23 protein-coding genes are annotated in these 16,648 nt (G+C 30.3%); 15 read left to right on the forward strand and 8 right to left on the reverse strand.

Annotated features, from left to right (window positions below; all coding sequences use genetic code 11):
• Positions 1-348, reverse strand: a complete 348-nt coding sequence (locus ACTTAU_RS03250; RefSeq protein ID WP_438305585.1) for a cupin domain-containing protein — start codon at positions 346-348, stop codon at positions 1-3.
• A gap of 14 nt (positions 349-362) precedes the next feature.
• On the opposite strand from ACTTAU_RS03250, the gene ACTTAU_RS03255 reads away from it, so the two are divergent.
• Complete coding sequence (locus tag ACTTAU_RS03255; protein ID WP_438305583.1) at positions 363-1,118, forward strand: alpha/beta fold hydrolase; 756 nt, start codon at positions 363-365, stop codon at positions 1,116-1,118.
• Between the two features lie 73 nt (positions 1,119-1,191).
• On the opposite strand, the gene ACTTAU_RS03260 is transcribed toward ACTTAU_RS03255, so the two are convergent.
• The 4 genes from ACTTAU_RS03260 to purE all read right to left on the reverse strand — a co-directional run bounded on the left by ACTTAU_RS03260 (position 1,192) and on the right by purE (position 3,520).
• Positions 1,192-1,398, reverse strand: coding sequence for a cold-shock protein (locus tag ACTTAU_RS03260; protein ID WP_008545539.1), 207 nt, complete (start codon positions 1,396-1,398; stop codon positions 1,192-1,194).
• Between the two features lie 116 nt (positions 1,399-1,514).
• Positions 1,515-1,982, reverse strand: coding sequence for a GNAT family N-acetyltransferase (locus ACTTAU_RS03265; RefSeq protein WP_438305581.1), 468 nt, complete (start codon positions 1,980-1,982; stop codon positions 1,515-1,517).
• A complete protein-coding gene (locus tag ACTTAU_RS03270) occupies positions 1,983-3,029 on the reverse strand; it encodes a 5-(carboxyamino)imidazole ribonucleotide synthase (protein ID WP_438305579.1) in 1,047 nt (348 codons plus the stop codon).
• A complete protein-coding gene (gene purE, locus ACTTAU_RS03275) occupies positions 3,029-3,520 on the reverse strand; it encodes a 5-(carboxyamino)imidazole ribonucleotide mutase (protein ID WP_438305578.1) in 492 nt (163 codons plus the stop codon). The genes ACTTAU_RS03270 and purE overlap by 1 nt, the downstream gene beginning before the upstream one ends.
• Before the next feature lie 96 nt (positions 3,521-3,616).
• Between purE and ACTTAU_RS03280 the strand changes: the two genes are divergently transcribed.
• The 4 genes from ACTTAU_RS03280 to ACTTAU_RS03295 are packed head-to-tail and all read left to right on the forward strand — an operon-like array spanning position 3,617 to position 7,020.
• Positions 3,617-4,582: a membrane dipeptidase gene (locus tag ACTTAU_RS03280; protein WP_438305577.1), complete on the forward strand. Its 966-nt coding sequence runs from the start codon at positions 3,617-3,619 to the stop codon at positions 4,580-4,582.
• Complete coding sequence (locus ACTTAU_RS03285) at positions 4,583-6,238, forward strand: hypothetical protein (RefSeq protein WP_438305575.1); 1,656 nt, start codon at positions 4,583-4,585, stop codon at positions 6,236-6,238.
• A 7-nt stretch (positions 6,239-6,245) separates the two neighbouring features.
• Entirely contained in the window at positions 6,246-6,857 is a 612-nt protein-coding gene (locus tag ACTTAU_RS03290) for a DUF3726 domain-containing protein (protein WP_438305574.1), read from the forward strand.
• Positions 6,850-7,020 carry a hypothetical protein gene (locus tag ACTTAU_RS03295; RefSeq protein WP_438305572.1) on the forward strand — a complete coding sequence of 57 codons (171 nt, stop codon included), beginning with the start codon at positions 6,850-6,852 and terminating at the stop codon, positions 7,018-7,020. The genes ACTTAU_RS03290 and ACTTAU_RS03295 overlap by 8 nt, the downstream gene beginning before the upstream one ends.
• Here ACTTAU_RS03295 and ACTTAU_RS03300 read toward each other — a convergent pair.
• The 3 genes from ACTTAU_RS03300 to ACTTAU_RS03310 all read right to left on the reverse strand — a co-directional run bounded on the left by ACTTAU_RS03300 (position 7,017) and on the right by ACTTAU_RS03310 (position 9,778).
• The gene (locus tag ACTTAU_RS03300) at positions 7,017-7,559 is read right to left on the reverse strand and encodes a hypothetical protein (RefSeq protein WP_438305570.1); all 543 of its coding nucleotides are present in this window, start codon (positions 7,557-7,559) and stop codon (positions 7,017-7,019) included. The genes ACTTAU_RS03295 and ACTTAU_RS03300 overlap by 4 nt on opposite strands.
• A gap of 139 nt (positions 7,560-7,698) precedes the next feature.
• Entirely contained in the window at positions 7,699-9,057 is a 1,359-nt protein-coding gene (locus tag ACTTAU_RS03305) for a glycine cleavage T C-terminal barrel domain-containing protein (RefSeq protein ID WP_438305569.1), read from the reverse strand.
• Entirely contained in the window at positions 9,050-9,778 is a 729-nt protein-coding gene (locus tag ACTTAU_RS03310) for a methylenetetrahydrofolate reductase (protein ID WP_438305567.1), read from the reverse strand. Before ACTTAU_RS03310 ends, ACTTAU_RS03305 begins: the two co-directional genes overlap by 8 nt.
• 111 nt (positions 9,779-9,889) lie before the next feature.
• On the opposite strand from ACTTAU_RS03310, the gene ACTTAU_RS03315 reads away from it, so the two are divergent.
• Genes ACTTAU_RS03315 through ACTTAU_RS03360 form a run of 10 tightly spaced genes read left to right on the forward strand, consistent with a single transcriptional unit; the run spans position 9,890 to position 16,622 of the window.
• Positions 9,890-11,077, forward strand: coding sequence for an aromatic ring-hydroxylating oxygenase subunit alpha (locus tag ACTTAU_RS03315; protein WP_438306256.1), 1,188 nt, complete (start codon positions 9,890-9,892; stop codon positions 11,075-11,077).
• The gene (locus ACTTAU_RS03320; RefSeq protein WP_438305566.1) at positions 11,074-11,481 is read left to right on the forward strand and encodes an AAA family ATPase; all 408 of its coding nucleotides are present in this window, start codon (positions 11,074-11,076) and stop codon (positions 11,479-11,481) included. The genes ACTTAU_RS03315 and ACTTAU_RS03320 overlap by 4 nt, the downstream gene beginning before the upstream one ends.
• Positions 11,481-11,855, forward strand: coding sequence for a cytidyltransferase (locus tag ACTTAU_RS03325; protein WP_438305564.1), 375 nt, complete (start codon positions 11,481-11,483; stop codon positions 11,853-11,855). The genes ACTTAU_RS03320 and ACTTAU_RS03325 overlap by 1 nt, the downstream gene beginning before the upstream one ends.
• Positions 11,856-11,871: 16 nt before the next feature.
• Positions 11,872-12,645, forward strand: a complete 774-nt coding sequence (locus tag ACTTAU_RS03330) for an enoyl-CoA hydratase (protein ID WP_438305563.1) — start codon at positions 11,872-11,874, stop codon at positions 12,643-12,645.
• Positions 12,646-12,648: 3 nt separating this feature from the next.
• On the forward strand, positions 12,649-13,083 hold the full coding sequence (locus tag ACTTAU_RS03335; protein WP_438305560.1) for a CoA-binding protein: 435 nt from the start codon (positions 12,649-12,651) through the stop codon (positions 13,081-13,083).
• Positions 13,084-13,086: 3 nt separating this feature from the next.
• The gene (locus ACTTAU_RS03340) at positions 13,087-13,506 is read left to right on the forward strand and encodes a YeeE/YedE family protein (RefSeq protein ID WP_438305558.1); all 420 of its coding nucleotides are present in this window, start codon (positions 13,087-13,089) and stop codon (positions 13,504-13,506) included.
• Positions 13,503-13,913, forward strand: a complete 411-nt coding sequence (locus ACTTAU_RS03345) for a DUF6691 family protein (RefSeq protein WP_438305556.1) — start codon at positions 13,503-13,505, stop codon at positions 13,911-13,913. The genes ACTTAU_RS03340 and ACTTAU_RS03345 overlap by 4 nt, the downstream gene beginning before the upstream one ends.
• Positions 13,914-13,957: 44 nt before the next feature.
• Positions 13,958-15,568, forward strand: coding sequence for a hypothetical protein (locus ACTTAU_RS03350; RefSeq protein WP_438305555.1), 1,611 nt, complete (start codon positions 13,958-13,960; stop codon positions 15,566-15,568).
• 39 nt (positions 15,569-15,607) lie between these two features.
• Positions 15,608-16,177, forward strand: a complete 570-nt coding sequence (locus tag ACTTAU_RS03355; protein ID WP_438305553.1) for an NAD(P)H-dependent oxidoreductase — start codon at positions 15,608-15,610, stop codon at positions 16,175-16,177.
• Positions 16,149-16,622, forward strand: coding sequence for a hypothetical protein (locus ACTTAU_RS03360; RefSeq protein WP_438305551.1), 474 nt, complete (start codon positions 16,149-16,151; stop codon positions 16,620-16,622). The genes ACTTAU_RS03355 and ACTTAU_RS03360 overlap by 29 nt, the downstream gene beginning before the upstream one ends.
• The last annotated feature ends 26 nt before the right edge of the window (positions 16,623-16,648 follow it).

A 16,648-nucleotide genomic window follows, 5' to 3' on the forward strand; every position in this document is an offset into this window, starting at 1 on the left:
TTAGATTAGTTTATTTTTACCTCTCATAAAAACTAATAACTGACAACCTTTTTTTGTGAATGAAGAATGTTTGCTGCCAGGTTTAAATGAAACAAAATCACCCTTTTTAAAAATTTTGCCATCTGAGTCAGTCAATTGTCCTTTAATTACTAAAAATTCCTCAAAACCAGGATGAAGATGAGGTAAAGTCTTTGAGCCTGGCTCCATTTTTAGCACATAAGATCCAAAACCCCCGTTACTTCTATTATAAGTTATTTTATGCCAACTAAGGCCTTTGATTTTAACTTTATAATTGTTGAAAGGTTGAAATTTAATTTTATTAATTTTTGTAATTTTTCTTTTTTGCATTTAATAATTAATGTGTGTTAGAAAATATTTATACAGATATTGTAGGAGATGGCTATCCCTTAGTTTTAGTACATGGTTATTTTGGCTCATCTAATATGTGGTGCCATCAAAAAAAAATTTTTAGCAAAAAATTTAAAGTTATTGCTCCGTCTTTGCCAGGATATGGCGAAAGCTATAAATTAAAATCATTTGATAAGATTCAAGATATGGCAAACACCGTCATTCAAATTATCAAAAAGCAAAATATTGATAAATTTCATTTGATGGGACATTCTATGGGGGGCATGATTGTTCAAGAGATTGTAAAATTAGCTCCTGAAATTGTTAATAAATTAATATTATTTGGAACTGGTTCAATTGGAGATATCCCCGGAAGGTTTGAGCCTATTGATGTTTCAAGAGAAAGATTAAAAAAAGATGGAGTTAAGTCAACAGCAAATAGAATAGCCAAAACTTGGTTTGTTGATGGAGATAAAGCAAAAAATTTTTTTTTATGTGAAGAAGCCTATCAAAATACAAATCAAGAAACTGGTGATTGTGGATTAGTAGCAATGAAAAATTGGAGAGGGATAGATAATTTAAAAAATATTAATCAAGATACCCTCATTATTTGGGGCGATCTTGATAAAGCCTATAATTATGAACAGGTAAAAACTTTAAAAGAAAATATACCAAATAGTAAATTAGAAATAATTAAAGGCTGTTCACACAATGCTCATCTTGAAAAGATTGATGAGTTTAATAATTTAGTTTTAAATTTTTTAAAGTAATTTACTGGCTATAAGAAATATAAAATTATATTTTTATTAAATTAATTATAGCCAATAAATGATATAATGAAAATTATGCAGTTTTTAAGTTAACTGCTGAAGGACCTTTAGGACCATCTTCAACATCGAAAGTCAAAGCTTGACCCTCATCTAAACCGTTCATACCAGCATCTCTTACGGCTGAAACATGTACGAACACATCTTTTTCTTTATCTTCTCTTTCAATAAAACCAAAACCTTTGGTTGGATTGAACCATTTTACTTTTCCTTGTAGACTCATATTTTTCTTCTTACTTTTTGTTGTATTAATTTATTACTTATAATTAAGTAATATCCGCTTTGTTTAGAAAATAAGTAGTTTTGTCAACAAAATAGATTATCTATTCTTAATGAAATTTAGCTGTTATCTAGAAGTTTAGTTAAATAAAGTGAATTCACATCTTCTTTGTAATGAGCGAATGGTGGACAGGGTTTAAATCCAAAATTATCAAATAATTTTCTTGCTGGAGCAAAAAATTTACCTGCTCCAGTTTCTATACTTAATCTTTTAATTTTGAGTTTTTTTGCTTCATCAATAAGGTGTTTAATTACTTTCTCTCCATTACCTTTACCTCTAAATTTATCATGCACTCTAATTGATTTAAATTCACCATGATCTTTTTCTAAAAATTTTAAAGCCCCACATCCCATTAATTGATCTTCTTCCCATAAACTCCAAAATTTTATTGAAGGCACTTTTAGTCCAGGAATATCTAAAACATGGGCACTTCCCTCTGGTGATGCCCTCCGTAATTCAACAAAGTGGTTTTTTAAAAGTTGATTAACTTCAGGATGATCAAAATTACCCTCAATAGATTTAAGCATTTATTTTAAGGTTGTTAAATGTCCCATTTTTCTTTTCTCTTTAATATCTTTTTTTAGATAGTCAAAAAGAAATTGATTATCACTAATTTTTGGATTGTTTCGATATGGAACAATTTGATCTCCAATAAGGTTAATCATTTCTGCATTCGAAATTTTTTTTAATGGGACTTGTTCAAGTGAGCATACTGCTCTGACGTGATTTTCAAATTGACTGACATTAAAGGCATTAATTGTTAAGTGGCCAGAGTTATGAACTCTTGGAGCAATTTCATTAACATACAAATTATCATTTCGATCAATAAAAAATTCTACACAAAGTGTTCCTACATATTTTAGTTCTTCAGCAATAAGTATTGCCCATTCTTTGGATTGTTCAAAAATTTTTTCATTAATTTCAGCTGGAATTTTAGAACGTCTTAAAATTTGATCTTCATGAGTATTCTCGATGGGTTCATAAATTTCATATTTATTATTATTAAATCGAGTAATTATTACTGAAATTTCTTTTTTTAATTTTACTAATTTTTCTAAAATATATTCGTTATCAAAATTTATATTTAATGAGTCAATTTGATCTATATTTTTTATAGGATATTGACCTTTACCATCATAACCCATTGTTGTTGTCTTTAGTATTCCTGGCAAAAAATCATTTAGAGGCAAAAGATCTTCTTTACTTTCCACATGAACATATCTTGTTGTTCTTATATTCAATTTATTTACAAAATCTTTTTCAGCTAATCTATGTTGAATTAAACGATTAACAGATGGCTTAGGAGATACAGGTTTTAATTTGTTAAGTTCATTTAATGTTTCGTAGGGAATATTTTCAAATTCATAAGTAATTAAATCAACTTTTTTTGCAAACTCATAAATTTTCTCTTTATCGTTATATTTTGCACAAATAAACTCATCACTAAAATTTTGAGCTGGAGCCTCAGCATCATCAGAATAGATCACAGTTTTAATATCTAATTTTTTTGCTGCCTGACAAAGCATGCTGCCTAATTGCCCACCACCAATAATCCCAAGTTTAATATTAGACATTATTTAGGAATTTTTTTGACAGATTTTGTTTGAGATAATCTCCAGCTTTTAAGTTTATTTTTTATTTTAATATTACCGTTAGCTAAAATTGATGTAGCGAGTAAAGCAGCATTTATTGCACCATCTTCTCCAATTGCAAGAGTTCCAACAGGAATTCCTTTTGGCATTTGAGCAATTGAAAGCAAACTATCGAGGCCTTTTAATTTTTTGCTTTCAACAGGCACACCTAAAACTGGCAAAGATGTTAGAGCTGCAATCATTCCTGGTAAATGAGCTGAGCCTCCAGCGCCTGCTATAATAACACCTATGTTATTCTTCTCTGCATTTGATGCGTATTCATACATTCTCTTTGGCGTTCTATGAGCTGAAATAATTTTTGTTTCAAACAAAACACCTAAATTTTTAAGAGTTTTTTCACATAATTTCATGATTTTGTAATCAGATTGACTACCCATCACAATTGAGACTTTTAAATTTTTGTTTTTATTCATAAGTAAGAAAAAATCTTTATTTCAAAATATGTCTAAAATTTCAATAAAATTAATAGAAATTGAAAATACATATTGATAAGGTTTATTCACGTACTCATGAATTACAGAATAGATAATCTACAATATTGCAATTGGTCTCGAAAAATTTTTGAGATCAATAAAGAGGCTAAACTAGACGCTGTTCACGCAACAATAGTTTATCATGAAGATTTTGATGAATTACTAATTGAAATAAAAAAATGGGAAGAATTATTTAAACAAAATTCAGATTTAATTTTTTTAGGCAAGAGCTTTAAAGATATTGAAAAAGCACATGATGAAAATAAAACTGCAATTTTTTTTGGTTTTCAAAACTGTTCGCCAATAGAAGACGATATCAAACTAATAGAAAAAGTTCACGATCTTGGCTGTAGGTTTATGCAACTCACATATAATAACCAATCTTTGCTAGCAACAGGATGTTATGAAAAAATTGATAGTGGTGTTACCAATTTTGGAAGAGAGGCAATTAAAGAAATGAATAGAGTTGGAATTGTTGTGGATATGTCTCATTCAGCTGAGAAGAGCACCTTTGATGCAATCGAAATCAGTGAAAAGCCCATAGCAATTACCCATGCAAATCCAGCTTTTTGGCATCCAGCTAAAAGAAATAAATCAAGTGATCTGCTTAAGATTTTAGGAGATAGTGGGGGAATGTTAGGTCTTTCTTTGTATCCACATCATTTAAGAAATAATAGTAATTGTGAACTAGAAAGCTTTTGTGAAATGACCGCAAAAACTGCAGAAATAATGGGTGTAAAAAATATTGGAATAGGATCTGATCTTTGTTTAAATCAACCAGATAGTGTTGTTGAGTGGATGAGAAATGGAACTTGGTCTAAAAGTAAAAATTATGGTGAAGGATCAAAGAATAAACCTGGCTTCCCAAAACAACCAGATTGGTTTGAAGATGCAAGGGGCTTTGAAAATTTAGAAAGTGGATTAATGAAAGTTGGTTTTTCGCAGGATGAGACCGATGGTATACTTGGTAATAATTGGTTTAATTTTTATAAAAATATTTAAATGCAAGTTCAATTAAGAGATCCAAATGTAATAATGAAATTATCTAGACTAGGATCTTTTCATCAATCAAGATTATCTTTTTTAAGAAGTTTTTTAGATGAATTTAAAGATTGGGAATATAAAAATGATCTATTTGATTTAGATGAAGAAGGTTTTGGAACGGCTATTTATTCATTTAAAAAAAAACAGAGAGTTTATTCGTTAGTTTGTTTTGCTAATAAAATTAGTGATAACGAAAGATCTGATCGTGTAATTGCAACCAAATGGGATGCTGCTTTTACACTTCATGATGGAATACCATGCAAAGATGATATTGAAAGATTAAAAAACGAAGTTCCAAAACAAGAAGTTGGAAGACTGTCCTATAAAGAATTAACTTTATCGAGGGCCAATAAGTCAGTTCGAGTATTTAATCATGTTGTTGACAGTTTAAGTAAAGGTCAACAGCCCGACTTAGACCTACTAACTAAAGTTGGATATCTCTATAGGACAACTGCTGTTTACGGTTCTGGAAAATTTGGTCTTGCAGATAGAATTAGATTAAAAAATAGAGAAGAGATCAATGGTCCTTTTAGATTGGAGATGATGCTGGTCTACCTTGTAAGACAATTCACTTTTGATCAAGTAAATCACGTTGCAAAATTTAAAAATCCTAAAACAGCGGTGAAACTTGATAAAAACATTTGTAAAAATTTAGGAATTGGTAATTCCACAGGCCTTGGTATGGCACCATTTATAGTCAATCATCCAACACTTTTAAATAATTGGATTATGAGTAGGGAAATTGCTTTAAAGGAAATACGTGAAATTAAAGAAGCCAGCAATCAAGAAATTAGAATTTTCAAAGAAAGTTTAATTAACTCAATAAAAAATATTACAAGTTGGAATACAGATAGCGAATATCAACAAAAAAAGATTAACTCTCTTTTAAAAAATGTTCAAAAATTTTTAAACTTTATGGAAAAAGAATTTAGTTTTGAAATCGATTATCCTTTTAATGAGTTATATTTATGGTTAGAGCAAAATGCATGTGAAGAATGCATTGAGTATGTAGTTTCAATGATGCTTGAACCATTTGATAGAATTATAAAACCTTTAATTAGCAAAATGAGCTCTGATGAGGATCAGTATTTTACAATTCCTACTCATCGAACAGTAGAAGATTTAAGAAATATAATTGAAAATAGATATCCTGAAATTTTAAAAATAAATTTTGAAAAACAAGAAAATCAAAAAAATTTTTGGTTTATATCTAAAAATAAAGAGGAACCAAGATATGCTGATAGATTTGAGGAAAATGGGTCTGAATTAGAACAACCTCTTGCAATTGCAAGAGACATCAAAAAGCTTCATGAAGTATTACTTACTTCTAAAAACAGTTTAACAATTGATAAATTTTTAATTGAAAATTCTGATTTACGACATGTCGTTAGACGAGCGTTTATAATTGAAAAGTTTCCATATTCAGAAATACAAGACAATACCATTGGGGAAGAAGTAATACCAATTGACATGCTAAGATTGAAGCTTTCCTTTTTTGGTGCTCTTAAATTTGATCCACGATCTGACAAATGGTTAAGAATATGTATGTTTCAGGGTGCACCGCTCCCAATTGATCTTAAAAATTTTGATCAGCAATGGGTTTATAATTCTTAAGATTTTAATGAAATCACTAAGTGAAATTGATACTACTTCAAAACGTGCAAGTAGGGCAGCTGGATTCTCCTGGGGTGTTTCTGAGGAAATAGGAAAAAGTATTAGGCTTTTAGAATTATTTGGTCTTCAAGGTGTTAAGACCTTAAATCAATATTACCAAACAAAGCCAAATCAAAAATATGAAAATTTAAGTTTAATAAATGAAAAAAACATTTCTAAAAAAAACCTCTATTGTCCACTAATCCTTGGAATTAGCTTTCTTGATCAAATTAAAAGTATTGAAAAGTTTAAAACTATTATTTTTAACAAAGTAGCATTTCCTTTACTGATGATACCTTTTTTAAGTAGAAGTTCTGAAATAATAGGAAAAAAAGTTCATATTAAATTTAGTAATATTGAATTTTTATTAAACCTTAATGTTAATATTTCATCTAATATATTAAATAAAAATTGTCCCATAATTGCTGAAAATTTGGAAGTTAGATTTTTAGAAAATGAGGATAGTTTTTCAGACGAAGAATGGAAAAACTTATATAAGCTCTCTGAAGAAACATTTGTTGAAGAAACAGATAGTTTAAAAGAAGGAGCTGCAGGTGCTGGATTAACTGATAATGACTGATAAATTTGAAAAAGGAATTAAAGAAGAAGAAATTATTAAAGATTTAAATGGGATTTGCGACGAATGTAAAAAAAAAGAAGAAAGTGTTTTTCAAAATTTAATCCTAATAGGATTTAAAATTTGTAAATCCTGTAGACTTTCAAAAACAATTTTTCCACTTTAAATGTTATTTACAGGCATAATATTCATTCTACTCATGACGAATGATATAGATAAAAATGCAATTATTAAGAAAGATAAAAAAACAATTCCAAAGGATTTAAAATTTGATTTTAAATTTAAAATTTGTCTTGTAGCAATTATCAATGCAGCAAAAATCCAAAATTGAGTAAGGAATATAATTGGTACCATTAATTCAGGAGTTACTGCGAAAAATCTTATTAATCCTGGTGCATGAGCAAAACCTACAGCAGTTAAAACTTTTTTAAAGGGGACTTTTGTTTGTTTATCTGGAAAAATTTTTACTCCTATTACATAAATCAAAATACCCCAAACTAGCCAAGTTAATATGGCGGTAAGTCCAGACATTCCAACGGCAGTTTTAATTACAGTATTTGCAGCTACTGCTCCTGCAACACCATCTAAAATCATAATTAGACCAGCAAAATAAATTGCCGCTTCACCAAAATTTTTATTATCACTATAAAGCGACTTATCTAATTTTATTGATTTAAAAATTATACTTAAGAATTCACCAAACATTATTTTTTTTTATTTTTTTGTTCTTTATAAGAAACAATTAATGGAAAGAGTATTAAAGCAATAGCTATTACAATGCAAACTGCTATTAGAAAACCTTTAGACATTTTTAGGGGGAGTATAACACTCCCCCTATAATAAGTTAACCTTTTACAACTTCTCTTGTATTTGCGTTGAAAGATTCTTTAAATGGAATATCCACTACCACTGCATCAACAGGTTGACCTGGTGTTTCAGAGTAGATTTCAGGTAAATGAACTTTATATTTAGTTCCAACTTTACCTTTTGGAAAACCATTTGCATTCAGTGTTCCATCAAATGGCACATATCCCATTGCGATATTTTGTTTTTTCTCTGGATGATACCAAGGAGAAGTTATGAATCCTACCGGATCACCACTACTCTCTGGAGAAATTAACCAAAAGTCAGGAGCATATTCTTCAATAGGTTTGCCACCCAATTCAAGACCAACTAATTGAAGTTTGTATGGTTTTTTTCCTTCTTTTAGTTCTTTGCCCATTTTCTCAAGTGCTGCTTTTCCTACGTAATCACCTTTTTTATTCCACTCACCTTTTCCAGATAATGAAACCTGATAACCTAGGTTACATTGAAAAGGATTATGTTGGTGATCCATATCTTGACCCCAAGAAAGAATTCCTGCTTGAATTCTTCTGTGGTGAGCAGGTGCTATAACCATCAGGCTATGTTTCTTTCCAGCTTCTAAAACAGCATTCCACATATCTTCAGCATATAAAGTTGAGTCTCTTAGATATATTTCATAACCAGCTTCTCCTGAAAAACCTGATTGAGAAATTACCACATCTCTTCCACCTATTTTAGCGGATGCTAAACCGTAGAATGGCATGTTATCAAAATCAACTTGATCACCACAAAGATCTTTCATGAGTGCTTTTGATTTTGGACCTTGAATTTGAACTGGACTGACATCAATTTCATCAATCTCTACATCAAATCTTCCATCTGCATTTACACCTTGTAAATACATTCCAATATCACTATCAGAAAGACTAAACCAAAACTCATCTTCAGAAATTCTAAGAAGAATTGGATCATTTAAAACACCACCATAGGCGTTACATAAAATTACGTAACGTGCTCTCATTGGTGAAATTTTAGTTGCATCTCTTGTGATAACGTAGTCTGTAAATTTTTCTGCATCAGGACCCTTAACTCTAATTTGTCTTTCAACAGCCACGTTCCACATTGTAACGTGATTTACAATTGCATCGTACTCAACCATTGCACCACCATCTTCAGGTTTTACATATCCTCTTGGATGATAAATACGATTATAAACAGTTGCTCTCCAACAACCTGCTTTCATTGATAAATGCCAATATGGAGATTTTCTTACCCTTGTTGATATTAGCATTTCTACTTTAGTAGGACCGCTCTGTCTTAAATTATACGGCACCTTTCTGTCAGACTGATCGACTGACGTAACATGTCTTACTTTGTCGTAATCGAACTCTTTAGACATATTTGTTCTCCTTCAACCACTTGTTTGTTTCCTTCAAGCCGCCGAATGTATAAATGTGGAAGTTATCAGTATGCGATTTAACTTTCCCAATTAAATCATTAGGGTCTTTAGGTTTCAATAAATCTAACGCCTTACTAAAATTAGATTTAAGAAAGTTTAAGGAATTTTTTGCCCCTACAATATTAGCAAATTTTATTAAGCTAGATATTTTTAAAGGCCCAGTAATTCCAACATGCACTGGTACGCTTTGTTTAGAAATAAAATCTATAATAGGCTGAGGATCAAGTAACCACTGGGTTACAATATAATCAGCATAAGGCTTTTTATCTATCATAGCTTTTTCTAAATCTGTATCGGATATATCTGGACTACCTTCGGGATGTCCTGCTATTCCTATTTTCATTTTTTCAAAATAACCTGTTTCTAAAAGTTGAAATGAACTATCAAATTTTCCAACTGGATCTCTACCACCACCAATTATTAAAGCTTGTTTAACGCCACCATCTTTACATTTATTGACATAATCTTTTAATTCTTGCTCATTACTCATTGATCTTGCTGGAAAGTGTGGAACTGGGTTAAATCCTTTTTTCACAAGTTCTAACGCTTTATTTGCAGTCTCATTATAATCACCACCAGGAAGCATAGTAATATAAACATCACTCAAGGCTGGTAAGGTTTCAATATTAGAGTTAGGGCCTATCTCTATAGAAAAATTCATTTTTCAGATCATTATTCTTTTTGAAAATACTGTCAAAGAAATTCGTTTAGATCTCGAGGAGAAAATTTGTTGCCAAAAATTATTCTGGTGGTAATTTTTTTTGTGGATCAAATAAATAAAAGTACAAATAATTCTAGCACTATTAACTTTGAGAAACTCTCAAATGTAGATAGGCCAATTGAGGCCGCAAATGGTCTACCCAATCAATGTTACACTGATGAAAATTATCTTAAATACGAAAGAGAGAAAATTTTTTGTGATAAATGGACAGTTATTGGAGTAGGAAGCTCCATCCCAAACCCTGGAGACGCAAGACCATACAATTTACTCGGGATTCCTTTATTGATAGTTAGAGACAGAGAGTATCAAATTAGAGTATTTCATAACGTTTGTAGTCATAGAGGATTTAAACTTGTGGATAAGCCATGTGGTCTTAAAAATGTAATTAGATGCCCATATCACTCATGGGCTTATGATTTTAGTGGAAGATTAATAGCAACACCTCATGTTGGAGGCCTTAATATTCACGAATCTGAAAAATTTGAGAAAGCCAAAAGTAATCTAAAAGAAGTTAGATCTAGAGTTTGGATGGATATGATTTTTGTTAATATCAATTCAAACGAAATTGATTTTGAAGAGTATATTCAACCATTAGAACAAAGATGGTCAAAATTTATTAATAAAGAAGATCAAAAATTAATTAATTACTCGAATGATTTTGGTTATTTTAATTTAGAGGTTAACTCTAATTGGAAATTTGCTATAGAAAATTATTGTGAAAGCTATCATTTACCAACAATTCATCCTGAATTAAACAAAGTATCAAATATTAACGATCATTATCATATACAAGGTTTGCCTAATAGATTTGCTGGCCAGGGAAGTAAAAAATATCAAACCTTAACCAAGGGAGAAAAAAGATTTGATACTTTTAAAAATTGGAACAAAGAACAATTACAACACTCAGAATATGTAGCTTTGTTTCCAAATGTAATGATCGGATTACATATAGATCATTTTTATATTTTTTGGTTAGAACCTCTTGCTACCAATAAAACTCGAGAACATATGAATATGTATTATATTGGTAATGAAAGTGCTAATGGTGATGAACTTAAAGAACTTAGAAAACAAAATTCTAAATTTTGGAAAGATGTAATGCTTGAAGATATAAGTGCAATTGAAGGAATGCAAGAAGGCAGAGGTTCACCTGTTTACAATGGTGGAAATTTTTCGCCCGTAATGGATGCACCAACACATCAGTTTCATAAATGGGTAGCAAGTAATTTATCTAAATGAAAATTATTTTAATAATGGGTTTACCAGGTTCTGGTAAAACAACTTTGGCTAATGAATTAGCACCAATGTTAAATGCTAAAAGATTAAATGCAGATGAAGTTAGAAAGGAAGCAAATGATTGGGATTTTTCAGAGGAAGGTAGAAAAAGACAATCTAAAAGAATGGCAGATTTTGCTTTAAAATTAAAAGAAGAAGGAAGTAATGTTGTGGCCGATTTTATATGCCCAACACCGGAGGCGCGATCTTTATTTCCTGCAGATTATGTAATTTGGGTAGATACCATTAAAGAGGGTAGATTTGACGACACAAATAAAATGTTTATCAAACCGGAAAAGTTTGATTATCATGTAACAACACAGGATGCTAAAAATTGGGCAACTAAAATTTTAAAGGAGATACAATAATGGCTTACGAATGGGACAATAGAAAACCAACAGCTCAAATGCTAGGAAGATGGCAACCATTTCATGATGGACATTACGCTTTGTTTAAAGAAATAATTAAAAAAACAGGTCAAGTTTGTATTCAAATAAGAGATGTGCAAGGTGTTGATGATAATCCTTTTGATTTTGAAACTGTTAAAAAAAATATTGAAGATAGATTAAATCCTGAATTTGAAGGACAATTTAAAATCATGCTTGTTCCAAATATCACTAATATTTGTTATGGAAGAGGAGTTGGCTATAAAATTGAAGAGATAGTTTTAGACGAGGAAACTCAAAAAATTTCTGCTACAAAAATTAGAGCGAAAATGAGAGAAGAGGGAAAACTTAAATAAGTTTTCTGTAACTTTCATGCATATCAAAAATAAAAAATTATCTGATGGGGTTGTTATAGTTACAATAGATGAGCCTAAAACTTATAATTCTCTCTCATTTAAAAATCTATCAGATCTTCTCAAAACACTTCAAAAATTAGACAAAGATAAAAAAGTAAAAGTAATTATTCTTGAGGGATCAGGAAAAGGTTTTAGCGCCGGTCATAACTTAAAAGAAGTAAGAAGCTTAAAGAATAGAGTTAAATATCAAAAACTATTCAATTTATGCTCTAAGGTTATGCTTCAAATAGTTGAAGGAAAAAAACCAGTAATAGCAAAAGTACATGGAGCCGCTTTTGCAGCTGGATGCCAGTTAGTTGCAAGTTGTGATTTGGCATACAGTACAAAAGATGCTTTATTTGCAACCCCAGGGGTTAACATAGGTTTATTCTGCAGCACACCAATGGTTGCTGTTAGTCGTAAAATAAATAGAAAACCAATGATGCAAATGCTTTTAACTGGTGAACCAATAAAAGCTAATTTTGCAAAAGAGATTGGATTAATTAATGATTGTTATCCAAAATCAAAAATAAATAACGAAGTTTTAAAAATCGCAAAAAAAATTGCCTCTAAATCAAATCTTACAATTAAAATTGGCAAAGAAGCTTTTTACAGGCAATTGGAAATGCCACTTAGAAAAGCATATGTATACACAAGTCAAATGATGACTAAAAACATGATGGCTATGGATGCTAAAGAAGGTATATCAGCCTTTTTAGAAAAAAGAACTCCTAAGTGGAAAAATAAATAATTGATGCCAGATATTAAAGAAATCTTGGATAAAAATAAAACTATTGCAATGATTGGTGTGAGTAAAGATCATACAAAACCATCAACAATTGTTATGAAACGTATGCAGGAATATGGTTTTAAAGTCATCCCTGTTAACCCAAGAGCCAAAGGAGAAAAAATTCTTGGTGAAGAGGTTTTTGAAAAAATAACTGACATAAAAGAAAAAGTTGAAATAGTAGATGTTTTTAGACCTTCAAAAGAGGTATATGCAATTGCAGAAGATACAGTTAAAATTGGTGCTAAAGTTCTTTGGTTACAACTTGGAATTAGAGACGAAAAAGCAAAAGAACTCGTAGAAAAAAATAATATTGAATATGTAGATAACAAATGTACAAAAATGGAATACCAAAAGTATTTTTTAAAAATGAGACAAGCTTTTCCGGTATTAAGTGATTAAAAAATGAATATTGTAAATTTTACACCAATTACAGCCTTTACAGGTGGATTAATTATTGGTTTAGCAGTTGTAATATTTTTCTTACTTAATGGCAGGCTTGTTGGAATAAGTGGAATAGCAAGTAATGCACTTTCTTCAAAAGAAAATAAATTTGATAATATTTTATTTTTAATTGGGTTGATACTTGGTCCAATTATTTACTCTTTTTTTTCAAATCAATCAGTCAATATAACTATTTCCAATTCCTATGTTGTGATGATTTTAGCAGGTATTTTAGTTGGTATAGGTACTAGAATTAGTGGTGGATGCACAAGTGGTCATGGGATTAGTGGAATTGGAAGATTTTCACTAAGATCAATTATAGCAACCGTTTCATTTATGATTGTTGGAATTTTAACTGTTTTAATAAATAATTTAATATGAATAGAATAGCTTCATTAGTTTCAGGAATTGTTTTTGGTATAGGTTTAACAATATCAGAGATGATTAACCCAGCTAAAGTTTTAGGATTTTTAGACTTATTTGGTAATTGGGACCCATCACTTATGTTTGTAATGATTGGTGCGCTACTTGTCTCTTCACCAATGTTTCATCTGATCAAAAAAAGAGAAAAACCAATATTTGCTGAAAACTTTAATTTTTCAAATAATAAAGTAATAGATAGCAAGCTAGTAATTGGTTCAGCTTTATTTGGTGCTGGGTGGGGTTTAGGAGGATTATGTCCAGGACCTGCAATTTCTTCAATTGCACTTTTAAATATTTATTCAATTACATTTGTAATTTCGATGTTTGTAGGTTTTTATTTAGTAAAAACTTTAAAATCTATTTAAATCAGAAAAATTTATATTTTCTATAATTTGTTGTAAAATCCATAATGAAAAAAATTTATCAATTTTTTGATAATACTTTCCTAGATCTAGGCCGTCAGTTTAAATGGACATACCTCCCTCCGCTAATGGTCTATGTCGCTGCAGGAATTTCAGGTTTAACAGGAATTGTAGGAACTTTTTTTGTAAAAGATTATTTGAATTTATCAGCAGCTTTTCTTGCAGGTTTAGGATTTTGGGCTGGTATTCCTTGGGCTCTGAAAATGCCTCTTGGACATATAGTAGATCTTATTTGGAAGAAAAAAAATTACATGGTTTATCTAGGCGCATCGTTAATAGCGCTAAGCTTATTAATAATGTACGGACTGATCATTCACACTAAAGAGATGTCTCAAATATTTAGAGTTGAGACCTGGTTTGTGATTAGTGTTATTTTGGCTCCTGTAGGTTATGTAATTCAAGACGTAGTTGCTGATGCAATGACTGTAGAAGCTGTTCCTTTGATTGATGATCAAGGAAAGCAATTTTCTAAAGATCAGATAAAAGTAATGCATACCACAATGCAAACCCTTGGTCGATTTGCAATAATAGGCGGAACAGTTCTAGTTGCAGTGGCTAATGTAATTTTGTTTAGAAATGTTGATAGTTTAAATGCAGTAGATAAAATTCAATTATATGGGTCAATTTATATTTATGCTCTTATAGTTCCTTTAATATCTATCTTTGGTGTAATTCTTGCAAATTATTTAAGAAATAAAAAAATAAGAAATTTAAAAATACAAGGCTTAAAATTCAAAGATGAAAGGGGAGATGAAAAACCAAAAGTTAATTGGTGGATTTTAGGTGGAAGTTTAATATTTGTAATTTTTTCATTATCTGTTGGGTCTTTTAAAATTCCTCTAGCTCAAGAAATTGTTTTTATTGGATCTGTAATTATCATTTTATTTTTAATGTTTAATTTAATAAAGGAGTTACCTGAGAATTTAAGATTAACTATTGTTGGAACAGCTGTAATTATTTTTGTTTTTAGAGCTATGCCAGGACCTGGCCCAGGGTTAACTTGGTTTGAAATAGATGTTTTAAATTTTAATGAACAATTTTTTTCTATTTTGTCATTACTTGCATCTGTTTTAACCTTATTTGGGATAGTTCTTTTAAGACCATTTATGGCTAAAAATACTATAGCTAAAATTATTATTGTTTTAAGTGTTGCAGGTGCAATTCTATTTCTTCCAAGTATTGGAATGTATTATGGATTTCATAATTGGACTTCATCTGTAACGGGTGGAGTTGTTGATGCTAAATTTATTGCTATTATAAATACAGCTCTCGAGTCGCCTTTGGGTCAAATATCAATGATACCATTACTTGCTTGGATTGCTAAAAATGCTCCTGCTCATTTAAAAGCAACTTTTTTTGCTGTATTTGCTTCTTTCACAAACCTTGCTTTATCCGCGAGCGCACTTGGCACAAAGTATATTAATCAAATTTTTATAGTAACTAGAGAGGTAAAAGATAAGGTAACAGGTGAAATCCAAACTAATGCAGACTATTCTGAGCTCGGCATACTTTTAATTTTTGTGACCCTCTTGACTTTAATTTTACCGATCTTATTTGTGTTCATAATCAACAACAGCAAATATAAAACTTCTGAATAACAAAATTTGAGTTTTTAAATTTTGAAATTATAAAATGAAATGAAAAAAATATTTTTAATATACGGTCATTATAATGATAATTCTTTTAATGCAGCCATTAAAAATGAATTTATTAAAGAAGCTGAATTAAAAGGTTATAAAGTTGATGTTGTAGATCTTTATAAAGAAAAATTTGATCCAGTTTTTGCAGGTGAAGAACCAGATAAAGTAGTTTTAGATCACAGAAAAAGAATTGAACAATCAGATACAATAGTTTTGGTTGCACCAATTTGGAATTTTAGAATGCCAGCAATTGTTGAGGGGTGGATAGATAAAGTTTTAGCTCCACCTTGGGCTTATAGATTTAAAAAACTTTGGGGTAATTATGGTTATCCAATTGGAAATTTAAAAAATAAAAAAGCAATTATTTTCTGTACCTATGGATCACCTAGACTTGCAATAACTACTTTTTTCCTAAATCTACCAATTAGAAGATTAAAAAGAGGAGTTTTTCATATGTGCGGTATTTATAATATTATCTACAGAAGATATTTTGCAGTACCATTCGTAAGTAATGAAAAACGAAAAGAATTTCTTGAAGATGTTAGGGAAACAGCTCGTAATCTTTAAGATTATTTTTTTATTTTTTTTAACTATCACAAACTCAAAAGCAGAATTACTCTTACCGAATGTTAATTTTAAGCCTTTTGATGTGGTTCAGATTCAACTTTTAGCTCTTAAAAATAACGACGAGATTTATGCGAACTCTGGTATCGAACAAACTTGGAATTTCGCCCATCCAAATAATAAAAAAATTACAGGTCCTTTAGATAGATTTACTTCCATGATTAAAGGTGAAGGTTATAAAATGTTATTAAATCATATTGAGCATTCCATAACCCTTGTTCAATCTGGCGACAATTGGGCTCAGTTTGAAGTAACAGTGCTTGATCAAAACAAGACTTACCATAAGTTTGATTGGCAAGTTGAAAAGTATGAAAAATCTGGTCCTTTGAAGGATTGTTGGTTGACTACAGGAGTGTCTTCTCCAGTGTCACTTGGCTCTTCAGTTTAGTTAGTTATCAACAGATACAATTTTCT

The organism is Candidatus Pelagibacter sp. HIMB1505, from assembly GCF_052047915.1.
GTDB classification, from domain to species: domain Bacteria; phylum Pseudomonadota; class Alphaproteobacteria; order Pelagibacterales; family Pelagibacteraceae; genus Pelagibacter; species Pelagibacter communis_A.